The sequence below is a fragment of the Cyanobium sp. BA5m-21 genome (assembly GCF_024346235.1).
Classification (GTDB): Bacteria; Cyanobacteriota; Cyanobacteriia; order PCC-6307; family Cyanobiaceae; genus Cyanobium_A; species Cyanobium_A usitatum.
Window position 1 is genome coordinate 40402 of sequence record NZ_JAGQCO010000013.1, and the last position, 13181, is coordinate 53582.

Genomic DNA, 13181 nt, shown 5'->3' on the forward strand with positions numbered 1-13181 from the left:
ACCAGCTTGGCCCCACTTGCCTACGATGAGGGGAACCCGCAGGCTTAAATGCTCAGGGCGGCCCCAAATCTGGATGCATCGGCCATAGCCACTCGAGTGGCGGCCGCTCCAGCTCTGGTGCGCAAGCCAATCCGCATTCCTGCCGACTACGGCGTGCCCCTGCCGGAGTGGTTGCAGCGCTGCATCGAGCATGTGCCGCCGGGGCAGGAGGTGAACTGTTCCAGCGATGCCGAGGCTCTGCTGGCCTCCGCTTTCGACTTCGCCTACCAGCTGCACGAGGGCCAGTTTCGGGCCAGTGGCGAGCCTTACATCATTCATCCGGTTGCCGTTGCCGACCTGCTACGCGATATCGGTGCCAGCGCCGGCGTGATCGCTGCGGGCTTCCTGCACGACGTGGTGGAGGACACCGAGGTCACCGCTGAGGAGATCGAACAGCACTTCGGCGCCGAGGTGCGGGCCCTAGTGGAGGGGGTTACCAAGCTCGGCGGCATTCACTTCACCAACCACACCGAAGCCCAGGCTGAAAACCTGCGCCGCATGTTCCTGGCCATGGCCAGCGACATCCGGGTGGTGCTGGTGAAGCTGGCCGATCGGTTGCACAACATGCGCACCATCGCGGCGCTCAAGCCCGAAAAGCAGTTGCGCATCGCCCGGGAAACCCGGGAGATCTATGCCCCCCTGGCCAATCGCCTCGGCATTGGCCGGCTGAAGTGGGAGCTGGAAGATCTGGCCTTCAAGATCCTCGAGCCCGAGGCCTACCGGGATGTGCAGCAGCAGGTGGCCACCAAGCGCAGCGAGCGCGAGGAGCGCCTGGCGGTCACGGTGCAATTGCTGCGAGACCGGCTAGCCGCCGTGGGCTTGGCCAATTGCGAAGTAAGCGGCCGGCCCAAGCACCTCTATGGCATCTGGAGCAAGATGCAGCGCCAGCAGAAGGCGTTCCACGAGATCTACGACGTGGCGGCTCTGCGGATTCTTTGCCCCAACTTCGAGAGTTGTTATCGGGCTCTTGCGGTGGTGCACGACACCTTCCGGCCGATCCCGGGGCGCTTCAAGGATTACATCGGCTTGCCTAAGCCCAATGGCTACCAATCCCTGCATACGGCGGTGATCGGCCGGCACCGGCCGATTGAAGTGCAGATTCGCACCACCGACATGCACCAGGTGGCCGAATACGGCATTGCTGCCCATTGGAAATACAAGGAGGGCGGTTCGCCGGCCGCCTCTGGAGCAGATGCCGAGCGGTTCAACTGGCTGCGGCAGCTGGTTGATTGGCAGAAGGATGACGGTGGCACCGACAGCAACGACTTCCTGCGCTCGATCAAAGAAGATCTCTTTGATGAGGAGGTGTTTGTATTTACTCCCAATGGCGATGTGGTGGGTTTGCGTAAGGGTTCTACGGCCGTAGATTTCGCCTATCGCATCCACTCGGAAATCGGCAATCATTGCCAGGGCGTGCGCATTAATGATCGGCTATGCCCGCTCGCCACACCTCTGCGGAATGGTGACTTCGTGCAGGTGGTTACCGCCAAGACGGCCCACCCAAGCCTCGACTGGCTCAATTTCGTGGCTACCCCCACGGCCCGTAATCGCATTCGCCACTGGTACAAAACCAGCCACCGCGAAGACAACCTCCAGCGCGGCACCGAGATGCTCGAGCGCGAGCTCGGCCGCGATGGCTTCGATGCCCTGCTCAATGGTGAGGCGATGGCCAAGGTGGCCCGCCGTTGCAATCTCACCTGCACCGAAGACCTGCTGGCCTCCCTCGGCTTTGGTGGGGTCACCCTGCATCAGGTGCTCAACAGGCTGCGTGAGGAAATGCGCCTGGCCAGCGAAGCCTCCACCCCCGTGGTCAGCAATGAGCAGGTCGCGGCCAAGGTGGCGGCCCACGCTGCCCAGGTGGCGCATCAAGCGCCGGTGGGTGGGGGTGGCACCAGCTCAATCCTCGGCCTTGAGGGCCTCGATTACAGGCTCGGGGGCTGCTGCAGTCCCCTGCCTGGCGAGCAGATTCTTGGGGCGGTGGCTCTCGGTAACCACGGCATCACCATCCACCGCCAGGACTGCTCCAACGTGGCCCAGGTGCCGGCCGAAAGGCGGCTGCCGGTGCGCTGGAATTCCGCCTCCGAGACGCGCCCGCGCCGCTACCCGGTGCAACTTCGCATCGAGGTGCTCGATCGCGTTGGGGTGCTTAAAGACATCCTCACTCGCCTTTCCGATCACCGCATCAACGTCTGCGATGCCCGGGTGCGCACCAATCCCGGCAAGCCAGCCCGCATCGATCTGCGGGTGGAGCTTGAGAGTTCCAGCCAGCTAGCCAGCACCATTAATCAGATCCGCTCCATGGCCGATGTGCTCGACATCGCCCGCACGGGCATCGGCTAGGGCAGGGTGAAGCCCGAGGTGTTGAGGTGCTTGAGGTCGAGCATCACCAGCGTCAGCCACACCAGCAGGGCCAAGCCGCCGACGGCGCCGAAGCCAAGCAGCAGGGTCGACAGTGCTGAGCGCGGAGATCCCTTGCCGTTCGTCACGAGTGCCCCTGAATAGAAGCTGATTCTCTCACTGATGGGGCGTTTGCCTGCTAGCGGTGAGCTGGAGGTGCGGCTGGCGCGGTCGTGATGTCCGCTACAGCGTGCCGTTGAAGGCCCAGTTACAACCTGCCCATTCCCCGGCTTCCCCACCATGACCTCCGAGCAGGCGGCCCAGCTGATAGACGACACCTTGGACCTGGTGCACCAGCGGCTCCAGGACCTGCAGGCTCAAGCCCTGCCCCGCGAGCAGCACGCCTTGGCCGAGGAATTCCGCGAATGGCGCCATCCCGTTGGCGGCCATATCGATTTGATGGTGTTTCCCGGCCTGGCCAATCCCTGAGCCGGGTGCTCGATCTGCGGGCGCTTTGGCGCTGAAATGGGGTCATGCCAGACCCCGCCGGATTTGCTGACACCATCGCCGCCGTGGCCACCGCCGTGGCTCCAGGCGAGGGCAGTGTGGCGATCGTGCGGATTTCTGGCCCCGAGGCCGAGCCGATCGGCCATCAATTGTTTGTGGCCCCAGGACAGCAGAGCTGGGACAGCCACCGGGTGCTTTACGGCCATGTGGTGGATCCTGCTAGTGGCGAGCGGCTCGACGAAGCCCTGCTGTTGTTGATGCGGGCCCCCCGCAGCTTCACCCGGGAAGACGTGGTGGAACTGCACTGCCATGGCGGCCTGATGGCGGTGCAGCGGGTGCTGGAGCTGGTGCTGGCGGCTGGGGCGCGGCGGGCCCTGCCAGGGGAATTCAGCCAGCGGGCCTTTTTAAACGGCCGGCTCGACCTCACCCGCGCCGAAGCGATCAGCGAAATGATCACGGCCCGCAGCCGCCGGGCGGCCCAGCTGGCCATGGCTGGCCTCGATGGCGGCCTGCAGCTGCGCATCGGCGCCCTGCGCGAGCGGCTGCTGGATCAGCTGGCGGAGCTGGAGGCGCGGGTGGACTTCGAGGAGGACCTGCCCCCCCTCGATGGCGCGGCGGTGACGGCGGAACTGGAGGCGGTGCGGCTTGAGCTGGAGCAGCTGGTGGCTGAGGCGCGCCAGGGGGAGCTGCTGCGCCGGGGCCTGCGGGTGGCGATCGTGGGACGGCCCAACGTGGGCAAATCCAGCCTGCTCAACCTGCTCAGCCAGCGAGAGCGGGCGATCGTGACCGACCTACCGGGCACCACCCGCGACCTGCTGGAAAGCGAGCTGGTGCTCGACGGCGTGCCGCTCACCCTGCTCGACACCGCCGGCATTCGCCCCACCAGCGACCGGGTTGAGCAGCTGGGCATCGAGCGCTCCCGCCAGGCCCTGGCCGCCGCTGATGCGGTGCTGTTGCTATTTGATCTGGAGGCGGGCTGGAGCCTGGAGGATCAGGCCCTGCGGGAGCTGGTGCCCGAGGGCGTCGTGCTGCTGGTGGCGGGCAACAAGGCCGATGGGGCTGGCCTGCCGGTGGGTCTGGTGCCCCCGGGGGATGGGGAGCCGGCAGATGTGCGCTTCAGTGCCCTCACTGGCGCCGGCCGCGACGAGCTGGTGGCCGAGCTGCTGCGCCGCTGTGGAGCTGGCTGCCTTGAAGGGGTGCAGGTGGCACTCAATGCCCGCCAACGGGATCTGGCCGCGGCGGCAGCCCTGAGCCTGGGGGCTGCCCTTGAAGCTGCGGCGCAGCAGCTGCCCTGGGACTTCTGGACGATTGACCTGCGCGCCGCCGTGCGTGCCCTCGGCGAGATCACCGGCGAGGCGGTGAGCGAGGCGGTGCTGGATCGGGTGTTTTCGCGTTTCTGTATTGGTAAGTAGGGCTCTTGCCAAACTGCCTCTTGCCAAACTGCAACCACTTGATGGTGTGCGTTGTTGGCCAACCCCCGCGCCCTGCTCGCTGTCGTGGCTATTGGCGCTGGCCTGGTGCCAGGGGCAGGAGCTGCTGAAAAGTCGGCTGCGGCGGCCCTGGCCCAGTGCAAAGCACCAGCGGCTGGCACCTTTGTGGTGCTCGGGAGCGGTCAGCAGCGGGGCGAACCCACGGCCCTGCTGATGCAGGAGCGCTGGTTTGCTGATGGCCGCATCGAAGGGGTTCGCTACCTGCGGGCGGGGCGCCGTTTTACGGAAGATCGCTACAGCGGTCAGGTGAAAGCCGATGCCAACTGCTGGGCATTAGTTGAGCGCCAGGGTTCGGCCGGTGCCATGGCTGATGCGGTAGCCCTGGATCGCCTAGGCCGGCCGCGCACTTCCCTGGTGGTGGCACCCAGTGAGGTGTTGTCGTTGCGCTATGTGGCCCAGGCTCCGGGCGCTTGCCGGCCCGAGCAGCTCGATGGCCTGGTCACCAGCCAGCAGCAGGGCCAGAGCTGGCTGGCTGGCAGCTGGCAGCCCAATGCGGTGGTGCAGCGGGAGTGGTGGCAGGCAGGGGCAGTGCAAGGTCTGGCGGTGTCCAGCTACGCCGGCCGCCAGGACCGGGGCACCTACAGCGGCAATCTCAAGCTGGCTGCCAGCTGCCTGGGTTCGATGACCCAGAGAGACTCTGCGGGCGCCTCCTACAACTACAAAGTGGTGCTGCTCGCCAATGGTGGTGGCTACGTCTACCTGCAGACCGACCCAGACAATCTCACCCTCGGTTTGCTGCAGCATCAGCGCTGAGGCCGGAGGCCCCAACGGGCGGCGAGGAACACCAGGGCCATCAACCCATAGCCGAGGGCCCAGCTCTGGCCCACGCCCCAGCCCAGCTGCAGCACGGTGTCGGAGCTGGTGAATTGCCAGGCGTGGATCACACCAAACCAGGACAGCACGGCTGCGATGGCTGCGCAGGCCGCCGCCGCCAGCAGGCGGGCCTCGATCACGTAAACGAGCATGCCCGCCAGCAGCATCGCCGTGATGATCTGGCCTTGCTCAAGGGCGAAGGCCCCGGCGGCCCACACATCGGCCTGGGCCAGGGGCGCCAGCATTGCTGGTCCAAAGGGGCTGGCGGCCGTGCCGCTGCCACCGGCCCGCAGCCCCGCTTTCAGCATCAGGGCGCCCCAGCCGGCCAGCCCGGGCAACAGCCCCAAGGCCACGGCCGGAGCATGGCGAGGCGGCGTGGCCTGGAAGGCCTGGGCAGCGATCACCAGGCCGATGTAAAGCACGATCGCCATACCGGCTTCAATCGGCACCAGTTGGCCGACCACGCCAAACAGGCCCAGCAGGCAGGCGGCGCCCATCACCACGCCATTGAGCCAGGAGTAGCCAATGCGGGCGCCCATGGCCTTCCAGCCCGGGTGGCCGATGTAGATGGTGGTGGGAAAGCAGGAGCCCAAGGTGGCAGCGGCCAGGGTGCCAATGCCATTGATCAGCATCGAGCTGGGCACCGGATAGCGATCGCCGGCGGCCTCGGCGCTCTCCAGGTTTTGCAGCGAGCCGATCACATTGAAAAGTCCCATCGGCACGATCACCCCCAACCAGGGCACTAGCTGGCCGCGCGCCTGCCACAGGTCTGCCAGCTGCAGCTTGGGTATGTGGAGCCCAATCAGGGCCGTGCTGCTCTGCCAGCGCACTGGATCGAGGTCGATCAAACCATTGGCCCAGGCCAGGGCTATGCCCAGCAGCACGGCCACCAGGCCGGCGGGCACCGGCCAGCGCACCGGCGCGTAGTAGCCCACCAGGATCACTGCCAGCACTGCCAGCCCCACCACCGGTTGGGCGTAGGTGCGCAGCAGGAAGCCCAGGGCGATGTAGCCCAGGGCAATGCCAGCCAGGGTGGAGAGCAGGGCTGCGCGAGGCAGCCAGCGCTGCAGGCTGTTGCCGATGAAGGCACCGGAGCATTCGATCAACCCCGAACCCAGGCAGGCGATCAGCCCAGCTCGCCACGAGAGGGTTACCGCTGCGGCTGGATCCAGGCCCTGGCTCAAGGCCGTCAGCTTCACCGGCAGCATCACCAGAAACACATAGGCGAACAGGCTCACCGTGTTGATCCCGTAGGGGAGGGCGGTGCGGTCGTCGCGCCCCTCGCGCTGGTCGAGCTGAAAGGCCTGGCGGGCGTAAGCCAGGTTGCCCACCACCAGGCTGATGCCAGTGGCAGGCAGGATCGCGCCGAAGATCAGGCTGTCGGGATAGCCGAGTACGCCGCGGCAAAGGGCCACGATCAACAGGATCTGGATCAGGTTGTCGAGCCCGAGGCCGAGGAAGCCATCGAGGTCACCGGCGGTCCACCAGCGGGGTTTGGTCATGGCGATCGTTGCAGATGCGGTGAGGCTCAGCCGCCGTATTTCAGCGATGAATGGTGCAGAACGATGCGCACGCTGCCATCGTTTTCTTTGGCAAACGTCCAGGTCTTGTCAACGCTGGTGACGCCGCCAGTGGCGTCGGTGAAGATCACATTGCCCATGGTGGTGGCCGACGCCCCATTCAGCTGAATCACCTGGTTCACAATCTTGCAAGAGCGCCAGGGCTTGATGGCGAAACCCTTGTCTTGGGGGAATTTGGGATTGTGGCCCACAAAGTAGGCGAGGGCACCTTCTCGATCAGTGCGAAAGGTTTGTTCGCCTGAGGCAAGGGTTGGCTTGAACGCCACCGGTCCGTATTGGTAGGCATAGGCTTGATCAATCACCTTTGTGGCGGTTGCCTATGCCTTGGTGATCCCTCCTTTGGCGTAGTCGGCGCTGATCTGTAGCAGGGCCGTGCACCAGCCTTCCTGGGCCTTGAGCACCTGGGCTAGGGAGATGTTGTTGTCCAGGATTTGGACGGTAGGGGTGGGTTGTGTCAGGGCGGCCTTGGTTTGGGCCATGGCGGCGGTGGTGCCGGATCCCGCCAGGCTCAGCAGCGCAACGGCAGTAAGGGGGGCAAGGTTGCGCAGGTTGGGGCGGATCAAGGGGGGAGCACGTTGGATCTGGCTTTAGAAAATACGTGGGCGCGGATTTGGCAACCGTTGGCGTATCCGGCTGGCCTATGACCTCGCATCATTAGATCGTCATGCCCCGGAGGGGTAATGCCTGCTGCCCATCTGCCTTTTACCCCCGAGCTGGAGCCGCAGCTGCGCGCCTGCCTGGCAGAAGATATTGGCCGCGGCGATCTCACGGCTGCGGCCCTGGCTGGTCGTCATGGCCGGGCTCACTGGCTGGCCAAGGCGCCAGGGGTGTTTTGCGGCGGGGTGCTGGTGGAGCCGCTGTTCCGCTTGCTGGATCCGGCGCTGCGGCTGCAGTTGCTGGTGGCTGATGGTGAGCCGGTGGTGGCAGGCCAGCGCCTGCTGGAGCTGGAGGGTGGGGCCGCTGCCCTGGTGGCCGGCGAGCGCACGGCCCTCAACTTGGCGATGCGTCTTTCCGGCATTGCCACCGCCACCGCCGCCCTGGTGGCCGAGCTCGAGGGCACGGGCGTGCGCCTTGCCGACACCCGCAAAACCACGCCGGGTCTGCGCCGACTTGAAAAGTACGCCGTGCGCTGCGGGGGCGGCAGCAACCACCGCCAGGGCCTCGATGACGCCGCGATGCTCAAGGAGAACCACCTGGCTTGGGCGGGTGGGGTGGAGGCGGCGATTGCGGCGGTGCGGGCCCATGCTCCTTGGCCGGCCCGGGTGATTGTGGAGGCGGAAACGGCGGCTGAGGCGGCAGCGGCGGTGCAAGCGGGCGCCGATGGGGTACTGCTGGATGAATTCCTGCCGGCCCAGTTGCGGCAGCTGGTGCCCGAGTTGCGCAGCCTGGCTGGCGGCCGGCAGCTTGTGCTGGAAGCCTCAGGCGTGCAGCCTGAGCAGCTAGGCGACTACGCCAGCAGCGGCATCGACCTGATCTCCACCAGCGCGCCGATCACCCGCAGCGCCTGGCTTGATCTCAGCATGCGGTTTGATTATTGAGCTGAGTTGGCAGTGGAGCCGAGCCTCTGCATACTTCTGTTAGTTCACGTCGAGGTTGGGTGGCAGCACCAAAGCGCAGCTTTTCCAAGCGCAGCTCTCGCTTAGCTGGCCTTGGTCGCCGGCTGGCTGCTGGCGTGGCAGCTCTCGGGCTGCTGGCCGTAATGCCGGCGGCGGTCCAGGCCCAATCCCAAACCAAACCCCCGGCCAAGCCCCAGCTCGAGGGGGCGGTGCAGCGGGCAGCTCGCAGCGGCCAGCTGGTGCTGAGTGGTTTCGCCGACGTTCCACCCCTAATGATGCTGAGCCCCCAAGGCCAGCCCTCCGGCTACGGCATCTTGGTGGCTGAACGCATTGCCGCTGAGCTCAGCCAGGCCGTGGGCCGTCCTGTAAGTGTCCGCTTTGCGCCGATCAGCGACCCGGCCAGCCTGGTGAACAGCATCACCAGCGGCAAGGCGGATCTCGCCTGTGGCTTGCCGTTCAGCTGGGCGGTGGACATGCAGGTGGATTTCTCCCTGCCGATCGGCCTTTCCGGCGTGAGATTGCTGGCGCCCAACGGGCGTTTTGATGGCAGTCCGGCCGCTCTGGCGGGACGGCGGATTGGGGTGGTGCGCCAGTCGCTGGGTGAAACCGAACTGCGGGGCATGCAGCCCAAGGCCACGCCCGTTGCCTTCGACAGCCTCAAGGCTGCCGTTGCCGCGATGCAGGCCGGCACCGTGGAAGGCGTAATTGGCGACACGATCGTGCTGGCGGGGCTGGTGCGCCAGCAGGGGCTGCCAGGCTTACAGCTCAGCCCGCCTTTCCCTTACGAGGCCTATGCGGTGAGCTGTGTGCTCGCCGAAAACGACTCGGCCTTCCGCAACGTCGTCAATCTGGCGATTGCCCGGCTGCTCCAGGGCTACCTCGATGGCCAGCCAGACACGGTGACCGCCGTGAACCGCTGGCTCGGTCCGGCGAGTGCGCTGGGATTGCCTGAGTCTGCGATCCGCGCCAGCTTTGAGGCTGTGCTGTTGGGGGTTGAGACGATTCGCCCCGTTCTTGAAGGTCAGGCTGCTTCGACCGGTCGCTGATCCCCTCGCTGAAACCCTTTTCGCAGTTGTTATGGCGTTCTTGAACCGCTCCCATCTCTTCGGCCTGTTGCTGCTGGCCTCCCTGCCCCTCGATGGGGCGGCGGCCCTGGCCTTGGCCAGCGCCCAGCATGAGCCTTCAGCCCAGGACCAAACCGCAGCTAAACCAACCTCCCTCAGCATTGAGGAGCGGCTGAGCCGAATTGCGGCGGCAGTGCAGGAGCGCGATGGCGCCGAAGCCTCTGGCTTGCCCGATGACGCCGTGTCCTATGTGTTCGTCAACGGCGGGGGCATGGGCTGGGGCAACGGCGGCTTTCGCAACGGCGGCTTCTATAACGGCGGTTTCAACAACGGCGGCTTCCGCAATGGGGGCTTCTATAACGGCGGCTTCCGTAATGGTGGCTTCCGCAATGGGGGCTTCCTAAATGGTGGTCCCTACTGGCGCTGATCGCTCCCCGGGCTGCTGAAGTGGAAAGTCAGTCTTACGGCCCCGTGCGGCTGCTGGTGGTACAACCCACCCCCTATTGCAACCTCGATTGCGACTACTGCTATCTGCCCGATCGGGGTGATCGCACCCAGCTCTCACTTGAGCTGCTGGAGGTGGCGGTGGAGCGGGTGCTCGATAGCCCCTATTTCGAGGGGCAATTCACCCTGCTCTGGCATGCGGGCGAACCGTTAATGGCGCCAATCGCCTTCTACGACCAAGCCAGTGCGTGCTTGCGCCAGCTGCTGGAGCGGCGCGGCCTGCCCGCCAGCACGATCGTCCAGTCGCTGCAGACCAATGCCACCGTGATCAATGGGGCTTGGTGCTACTGCTTCGAGCGCAATGACATTCACGTGGGGGTGAGCATGGATGGCCCTTCCTTCCTGCATGACGCCCACCGGGTTACTCGCACCGGCTTGCCCACCCATGGGGCGGTGATGCGGGGGATCGACTGGCTGGTGCGGCGCCAGATTGCTTTTCAGGTGATCTGTGTGCTCACCGCCGATGCCCTCGACCATGCCGATGGTCTGTTTGATTTCTTCCTCGAGCACGGCATCACCGACGTGGGCTTCAACATGGAGGAAACCGAAGGTGAAAACGCCGCCTCCAGTCTCAAGGCCCCCCGCGCGGAGCAGCGCTATCGGGTGTTTTTAGAGCGGTTTTGGCAGCGCTGCATGGAGCAGCCAGGGAGCCTGCGCCTGCGGGAATTTGACGGGATCGTCAGCTTGGCCTGCAGCAATGCCCGCATGGCCCAAACCGACATGAATGCTCCCTTCGCGATCGTCAATGTGGACGCCCGCGGCAATGTGTCGACCTTTGATCCGGAGTTGCTTTCGGTGCCCACCGCCGAATACGGCGATTTTGCTTTTGGTCATGTGTTGCACGACAGCCTGGAAGCCATCGCCGCCACTGACAAATTGCAGCGGGTGCTGCAGGAAATTCGCTCCGGTGTGGAACGCTGCCGCCAGGAGTGTGAGTACTTCGGGCTGTGCGGGGGTGGTGCGGGCAGTAACAAATACTGGGAGCACCGCAGTTTCGACTGCACCGAAACCCAGGCCTGCCGCTATCGCATCAAGCTGGTGGCCGATGTAGTGCTGCAGGGAATGGAGGCAGACCTGCAGCTGGCTGGAGAGGGATGATCACAGCAAGTGCCTGCCGCCACTGCGGCCCACCGTTGCCATGCTGACCGTTCTCCACGCCCTGCAGGGCCAGCTCCTGGCAGCGATGCAGCGGGCCTTCCCCGAGGCGGGCCAGCCCCTCGATCCCCAGCTAGCGCCAGCGTCTAAGCCGGAATTCGGTGACTTCCAGGCCAATGGGGCCCTGCCCCTGGCCAAACCTCTGGGCCAGCCGCCCCGGGCTATTGCCACGGCGATCGTGGCGCAACTTACGGCCGATCCCGCCTTTGCCGAGCTCTGCCTCGAGCCCCAGATTGCAGGGCCCGGCTTCATCAACCTCACCCTGCGGCCCGAGCGGCTGGCGGCGGAGCTGCAGGCCCGCCTTGGCGATCCGCGCCTGGGGGTGCCAAAGGTGGAGCTGCAAGCCCCGGTGATTGTGGACTTCTCCAGCCCCAACATCGCCAAGGAGATGCATGTGGGGCACCTGCGCTCCACGATCATTGGTGATGCTTTGGCGCGGGTGCTGGAGTTTCGCGGCCACCTGGTGCTGCGGCTCAACCATGTGGGCGATTGGGGCACCCAATTTGGGATGCTGATCACCCACTTGAAGCAGGTGGCGCCAGAGGCTCTCACCATGGCCGATGCGGTGGATCTGGGTGATCTGGTGTCCTTCTATCGCCAGGCCAAGGCCCGCTTCGACGACGACGAAAGCTTCCAAAACACCTCCCGGGAGGAGGTGGTGAAGTTGCAAGGGGGCGATCCGGTGTCGCTTAAGGCCTGGGGATTGCTGTGCGACCAGAGCCGCCGCGAATTTCAGAAGATCTACGACCAGCTCGGCATCCGTCTCACCGAGCGCGGCGAATCCTTCTACAACCCCTACCTGCAGGCTGTGGTTGACGACCTCAGGGCTGCCGGGCTGCTGGTGGTTGATGCCGGCGCAGGTTGTGTGTTTCTTGAGGGGGTGAGTGGCAAGGACGGCCAGCCCCTGCCGCTGATCGTGCAGAAGAGCGATGGCGGCTTCAACTACGCCACCACCGACCTGGCGGCGATTCGCTATCGCTTCGCCCCTAGACCGGCCGGCGATGGAGCCAGCCGAGTGATCTATGTGACCGATGCGGGCCAGGCCAGCCATTTTGCTGGCGTATTCCAGGTGGCCCAGCGGGCGGGCTGGATTCCCTCCCACTGCGGCGTCGAGCACGTGCCCTTCGGTTTGGTGCAGGGCGACGATGGCAAAAAGCTCAAGACCCGCTCCGGCGACACGGTTCGCCTCAAGGACCTGCTCGATGAGGCGGTGGAGCGCACAGAGGCTGATCTGCGTCAGCGCCTTGCCGATGAGCAGCGCAGCGAAGACGAGGCCTTCATCCAGCAGGTGGCGCCCTCCGTGGGCTTGGCGGCGGTGAAGTACGCCGACCTCAGCACCAATCGGATCACCAACTATCAGTTCAGTTTTGATCGGATGTTGGCACTTACTGGCAACACGGCGCCCTATCTGCTCTATGCGGTGGTGCGTATCGCCGGCATCGCCCGCAAGGGCGGCGATCTGGGGGCTGGCGCCGTTGCTTCACTCACCTTCAGCGAAGCGCAGGAGTGGGCGCTGGTGCGGGAGCTGCTCAAGTTTGATGGGGTGATTGCTGAAGTGGAGCAGGAGTTGTTGCCGAATCGGCTTTGCAACTACCTGTTTGAGCTCAGCCAGGTGTTCAACCGCTTCTACGACCAGGTGCCGGTGCTCAAGGCCGAGGAGCCGGCCCGCTCTTCCCGCCTCGCGCTCTGCCGCCTCACCACCGACACCCTCGCCCTGGGACTTGGCCTGCTGGGTATCCCCACCTTGGAGCGGATGTGAGACGCTGCCGAGAGATCAATAAGCCTAAATTCCGGATTATTCTTGCTAAGCCTGATTGGATGCCATTCAGGAGGTTTCGTTTCTCATCTGCTTATCATAATTCGCCTCTGCTCAGTCGGCCTGACCCCTAGAGGAATTAGGTTGAGCTGTAGACTTTCTCTGGGCTTCTATGAGGAATGAGGCTTGGCCAAGTGGATAGTCGAAGGATTTTTCTGTTGCATAAAAGATCAGCATTCTTTGGTTTTGAACCCTTTTGCATGTGGTATCGCCGCTAATTTGTAATGACGAAACTCATCATTTCTTTGACAACCATTCCGCCAAGATTTAAGTATGTGCAGGAGTGCCTGAGCTCGTTGCTCAGTCAGACGGCGGAGGTG

Annotated in this window: 13 protein-coding genes; 9 read left to right on the forward strand and 4 right to left on the reverse strand. The window is 64.7% G+C overall.

What is annotated here, in order from left to right; translation table 11 throughout:
* Positions 1 to 48 precede the first annotated feature (48 nt).
* Positions 49 to 2379 (forward strand): RelA/SpoT family protein, encoded by a 2331-nt coding sequence (locus tag KBY72_RS05995; protein WP_254993245.1) that lies wholly within the window; start codon positions 49 to 51, stop codon positions 2377 to 2379.
* On the opposite strand, the gene KBY72_RS06000 is transcribed toward KBY72_RS05995, so the two are convergent.
* The gene (locus KBY72_RS06000) at positions 2376 to 2525 is read right to left on the reverse strand and encodes a hypothetical protein (RefSeq protein WP_254931776.1); all 150 of its coding nucleotides are present in this window, start codon (positions 2523 to 2525) and stop codon (positions 2376 to 2378) included. The genes KBY72_RS05995 and KBY72_RS06000 overlap by 4 nt on opposite strands.
* 151 nt (positions 2526 to 2676) lie before the next feature.
* Between KBY72_RS06000 and KBY72_RS06005 the strand changes: the two genes are divergently transcribed.
* Genes KBY72_RS06005 through KBY72_RS06015 form a run of 3 tightly spaced genes read left to right on the forward strand, consistent with a single transcriptional unit; the run spans position 2677 to position 5126 of the window.
* Entirely contained in the window at positions 2677 to 2865 is a 189-nt protein-coding gene (locus tag KBY72_RS06005) for a hypothetical protein (RefSeq protein WP_254931775.1), read from the forward strand.
* Positions 2866 to 2909: 44 nt separating this feature from the next.
* Positions 2910 to 4295: a tRNA uridine-5-carboxymethylaminomethyl(34) synthesis GTPase MnmE gene (mnmE, locus tag KBY72_RS06010; RefSeq protein ID WP_254960788.1), complete on the forward strand. Its 1386-nt coding sequence runs from the start codon at positions 2910 to 2912 to the stop codon at positions 4293 to 4295.
* Positions 4296 to 4349: 54 nt separating this feature from the next.
* The gene (locus KBY72_RS06015; protein ID WP_254993248.1) at positions 4350 to 5126 is read left to right on the forward strand and encodes a hypothetical protein; all 777 of its coding nucleotides are present in this window, start codon (positions 4350 to 4352) and stop codon (positions 5124 to 5126) included.
* Here the strand turns inward: KBY72_RS06015 and KBY72_RS06020 are convergent.
* Genes KBY72_RS06020 through KBY72_RS06030 form a run of 3 tightly spaced genes read right to left on the reverse strand, consistent with a single transcriptional unit; the run spans position 5117 to position 7329 of the window.
* Complete coding sequence (locus KBY72_RS06020) at positions 5117 to 6688, reverse strand: NCS2 family permease (RefSeq protein WP_254993250.1); 1572 nt, start codon at positions 6686 to 6688, stop codon at positions 5117 to 5119. The two genes, KBY72_RS06015 and KBY72_RS06020, sit on opposite strands and share 10 nt — an antisense overlap.
* 26 nt (positions 6689 to 6714) lie before the next feature.
* Positions 6715 to 7068 carry a hypothetical protein gene (locus KBY72_RS06025; protein ID WP_254960791.1) on the reverse strand — a complete coding sequence of 118 codons (354 nt, stop codon included), beginning with the start codon at positions 7066 to 7068 and terminating at the stop codon, positions 6715 to 6717.
* A gap of 15 nt (positions 7069 to 7083) precedes the next feature.
* Positions 7084 to 7329, reverse strand: coding sequence for a hypothetical protein (locus KBY72_RS06030; RefSeq protein WP_254960792.1), 246 nt, complete (start codon positions 7327 to 7329; stop codon positions 7084 to 7086).
* 117 nt (positions 7330 to 7446) lie between these two features.
* Between KBY72_RS06030 and nadC the strand changes: the two genes are divergently transcribed.
* From nadC to argS, 5 genes are read left to right on the forward strand one after another with little or no spacing between them, the layout of a single operon-like run.
* Complete coding sequence (gene nadC, locus KBY72_RS06035; RefSeq protein ID WP_254960793.1) at positions 7447 to 8304, forward strand: carboxylating nicotinate-nucleotide diphosphorylase; 858 nt, start codon at positions 7447 to 7449, stop codon at positions 8302 to 8304.
* A gap of 59 nt (positions 8305 to 8363) precedes the next feature.
* The gene (gene grrP / locus KBY72_RS06040) at positions 8364 to 9368 is read left to right on the forward strand and encodes an extracellular substrate binding-like orphan protein GrrP (protein ID WP_254993251.1); all 1005 of its coding nucleotides are present in this window, start codon (positions 8364 to 8366) and stop codon (positions 9366 to 9368) included.
* Between the two features lie 31 nt (positions 9369 to 9399).
* Positions 9400 to 9813 (forward strand): GrrA/OscA1 family cyclophane-containing rSAM-modified RiPP, encoded by a 414-nt coding sequence (gene grrA, locus KBY72_RS06045; protein ID WP_254960795.1) that lies wholly within the window; start codon positions 9400 to 9402, stop codon positions 9811 to 9813.
* Between the two features lie 20 nt (positions 9814 to 9833).
* Positions 9834 to 10988: a cyclophane-forming radical SAM/SPASM peptide maturase GrrM/OscB gene (gene grrM / locus KBY72_RS06050; RefSeq protein WP_254993252.1), complete on the forward strand. Its 1155-nt coding sequence runs from the start codon at positions 9834 to 9836 to the stop codon at positions 10986 to 10988.
* Positions 10989 to 11028: 40 nt separating this feature from the next.
* Positions 11029 to 12804 (forward strand): arginine--tRNA ligase, encoded by a 1776-nt coding sequence (gene argS / locus KBY72_RS06055; protein WP_254993253.1) that lies wholly within the window; start codon positions 11029 to 11031, stop codon positions 12802 to 12804.
* The last annotated feature ends 377 nt before the right edge of the window (positions 12805 to 13181 follow it).

Bases quoted from the DNA above. Each gene is read 5' to 3' on its own strand.
- KBY72_RS05995 (WP_254993245.1), top strand. From the start codon at position 49: ATGCTCAGGGCGGCCCCAAATCTGGATGCATCGGCCATAGCCACTCGA.
- KBY72_RS06005 (WP_254931775.1), top strand. From the start codon at position 2,677: ATGACCTCCGAGCAGGCGGCCCAGCTGATAGACGACACCTTGGACCTG.
- mnmE (WP_254960788.1), top strand. From the start codon at position 2,910: ATGCCAGACCCCGCCGGATTTGCTGACACCATCGCCGCCGTGGCCACC.
- KBY72_RS06020 (WP_254993250.1), bottom strand. From the start codon at position 6,688: ATGACCAAACCCCGCTGGTGGACCGCCGGTGACCTCGATGGCTTCCTC.
- nadC (WP_254960793.1), top strand. From the start codon at position 7,447: ATGCCTGCTGCCCATCTGCCTTTTACCCCCGAGCTGGAGCCGCAGCTG.
- grrA (WP_254960795.1), top strand. From the start codon at position 9,400: ATGGCGTTCTTGAACCGCTCCCATCTCTTCGGCCTGTTGCTGCTGGCC.
- argS (WP_254993253.1), top strand. From the start codon at position 11,029: ATGCTGACCGTTCTCCACGCCCTGCAGGGCCAGCTCCTGGCAGCGATG.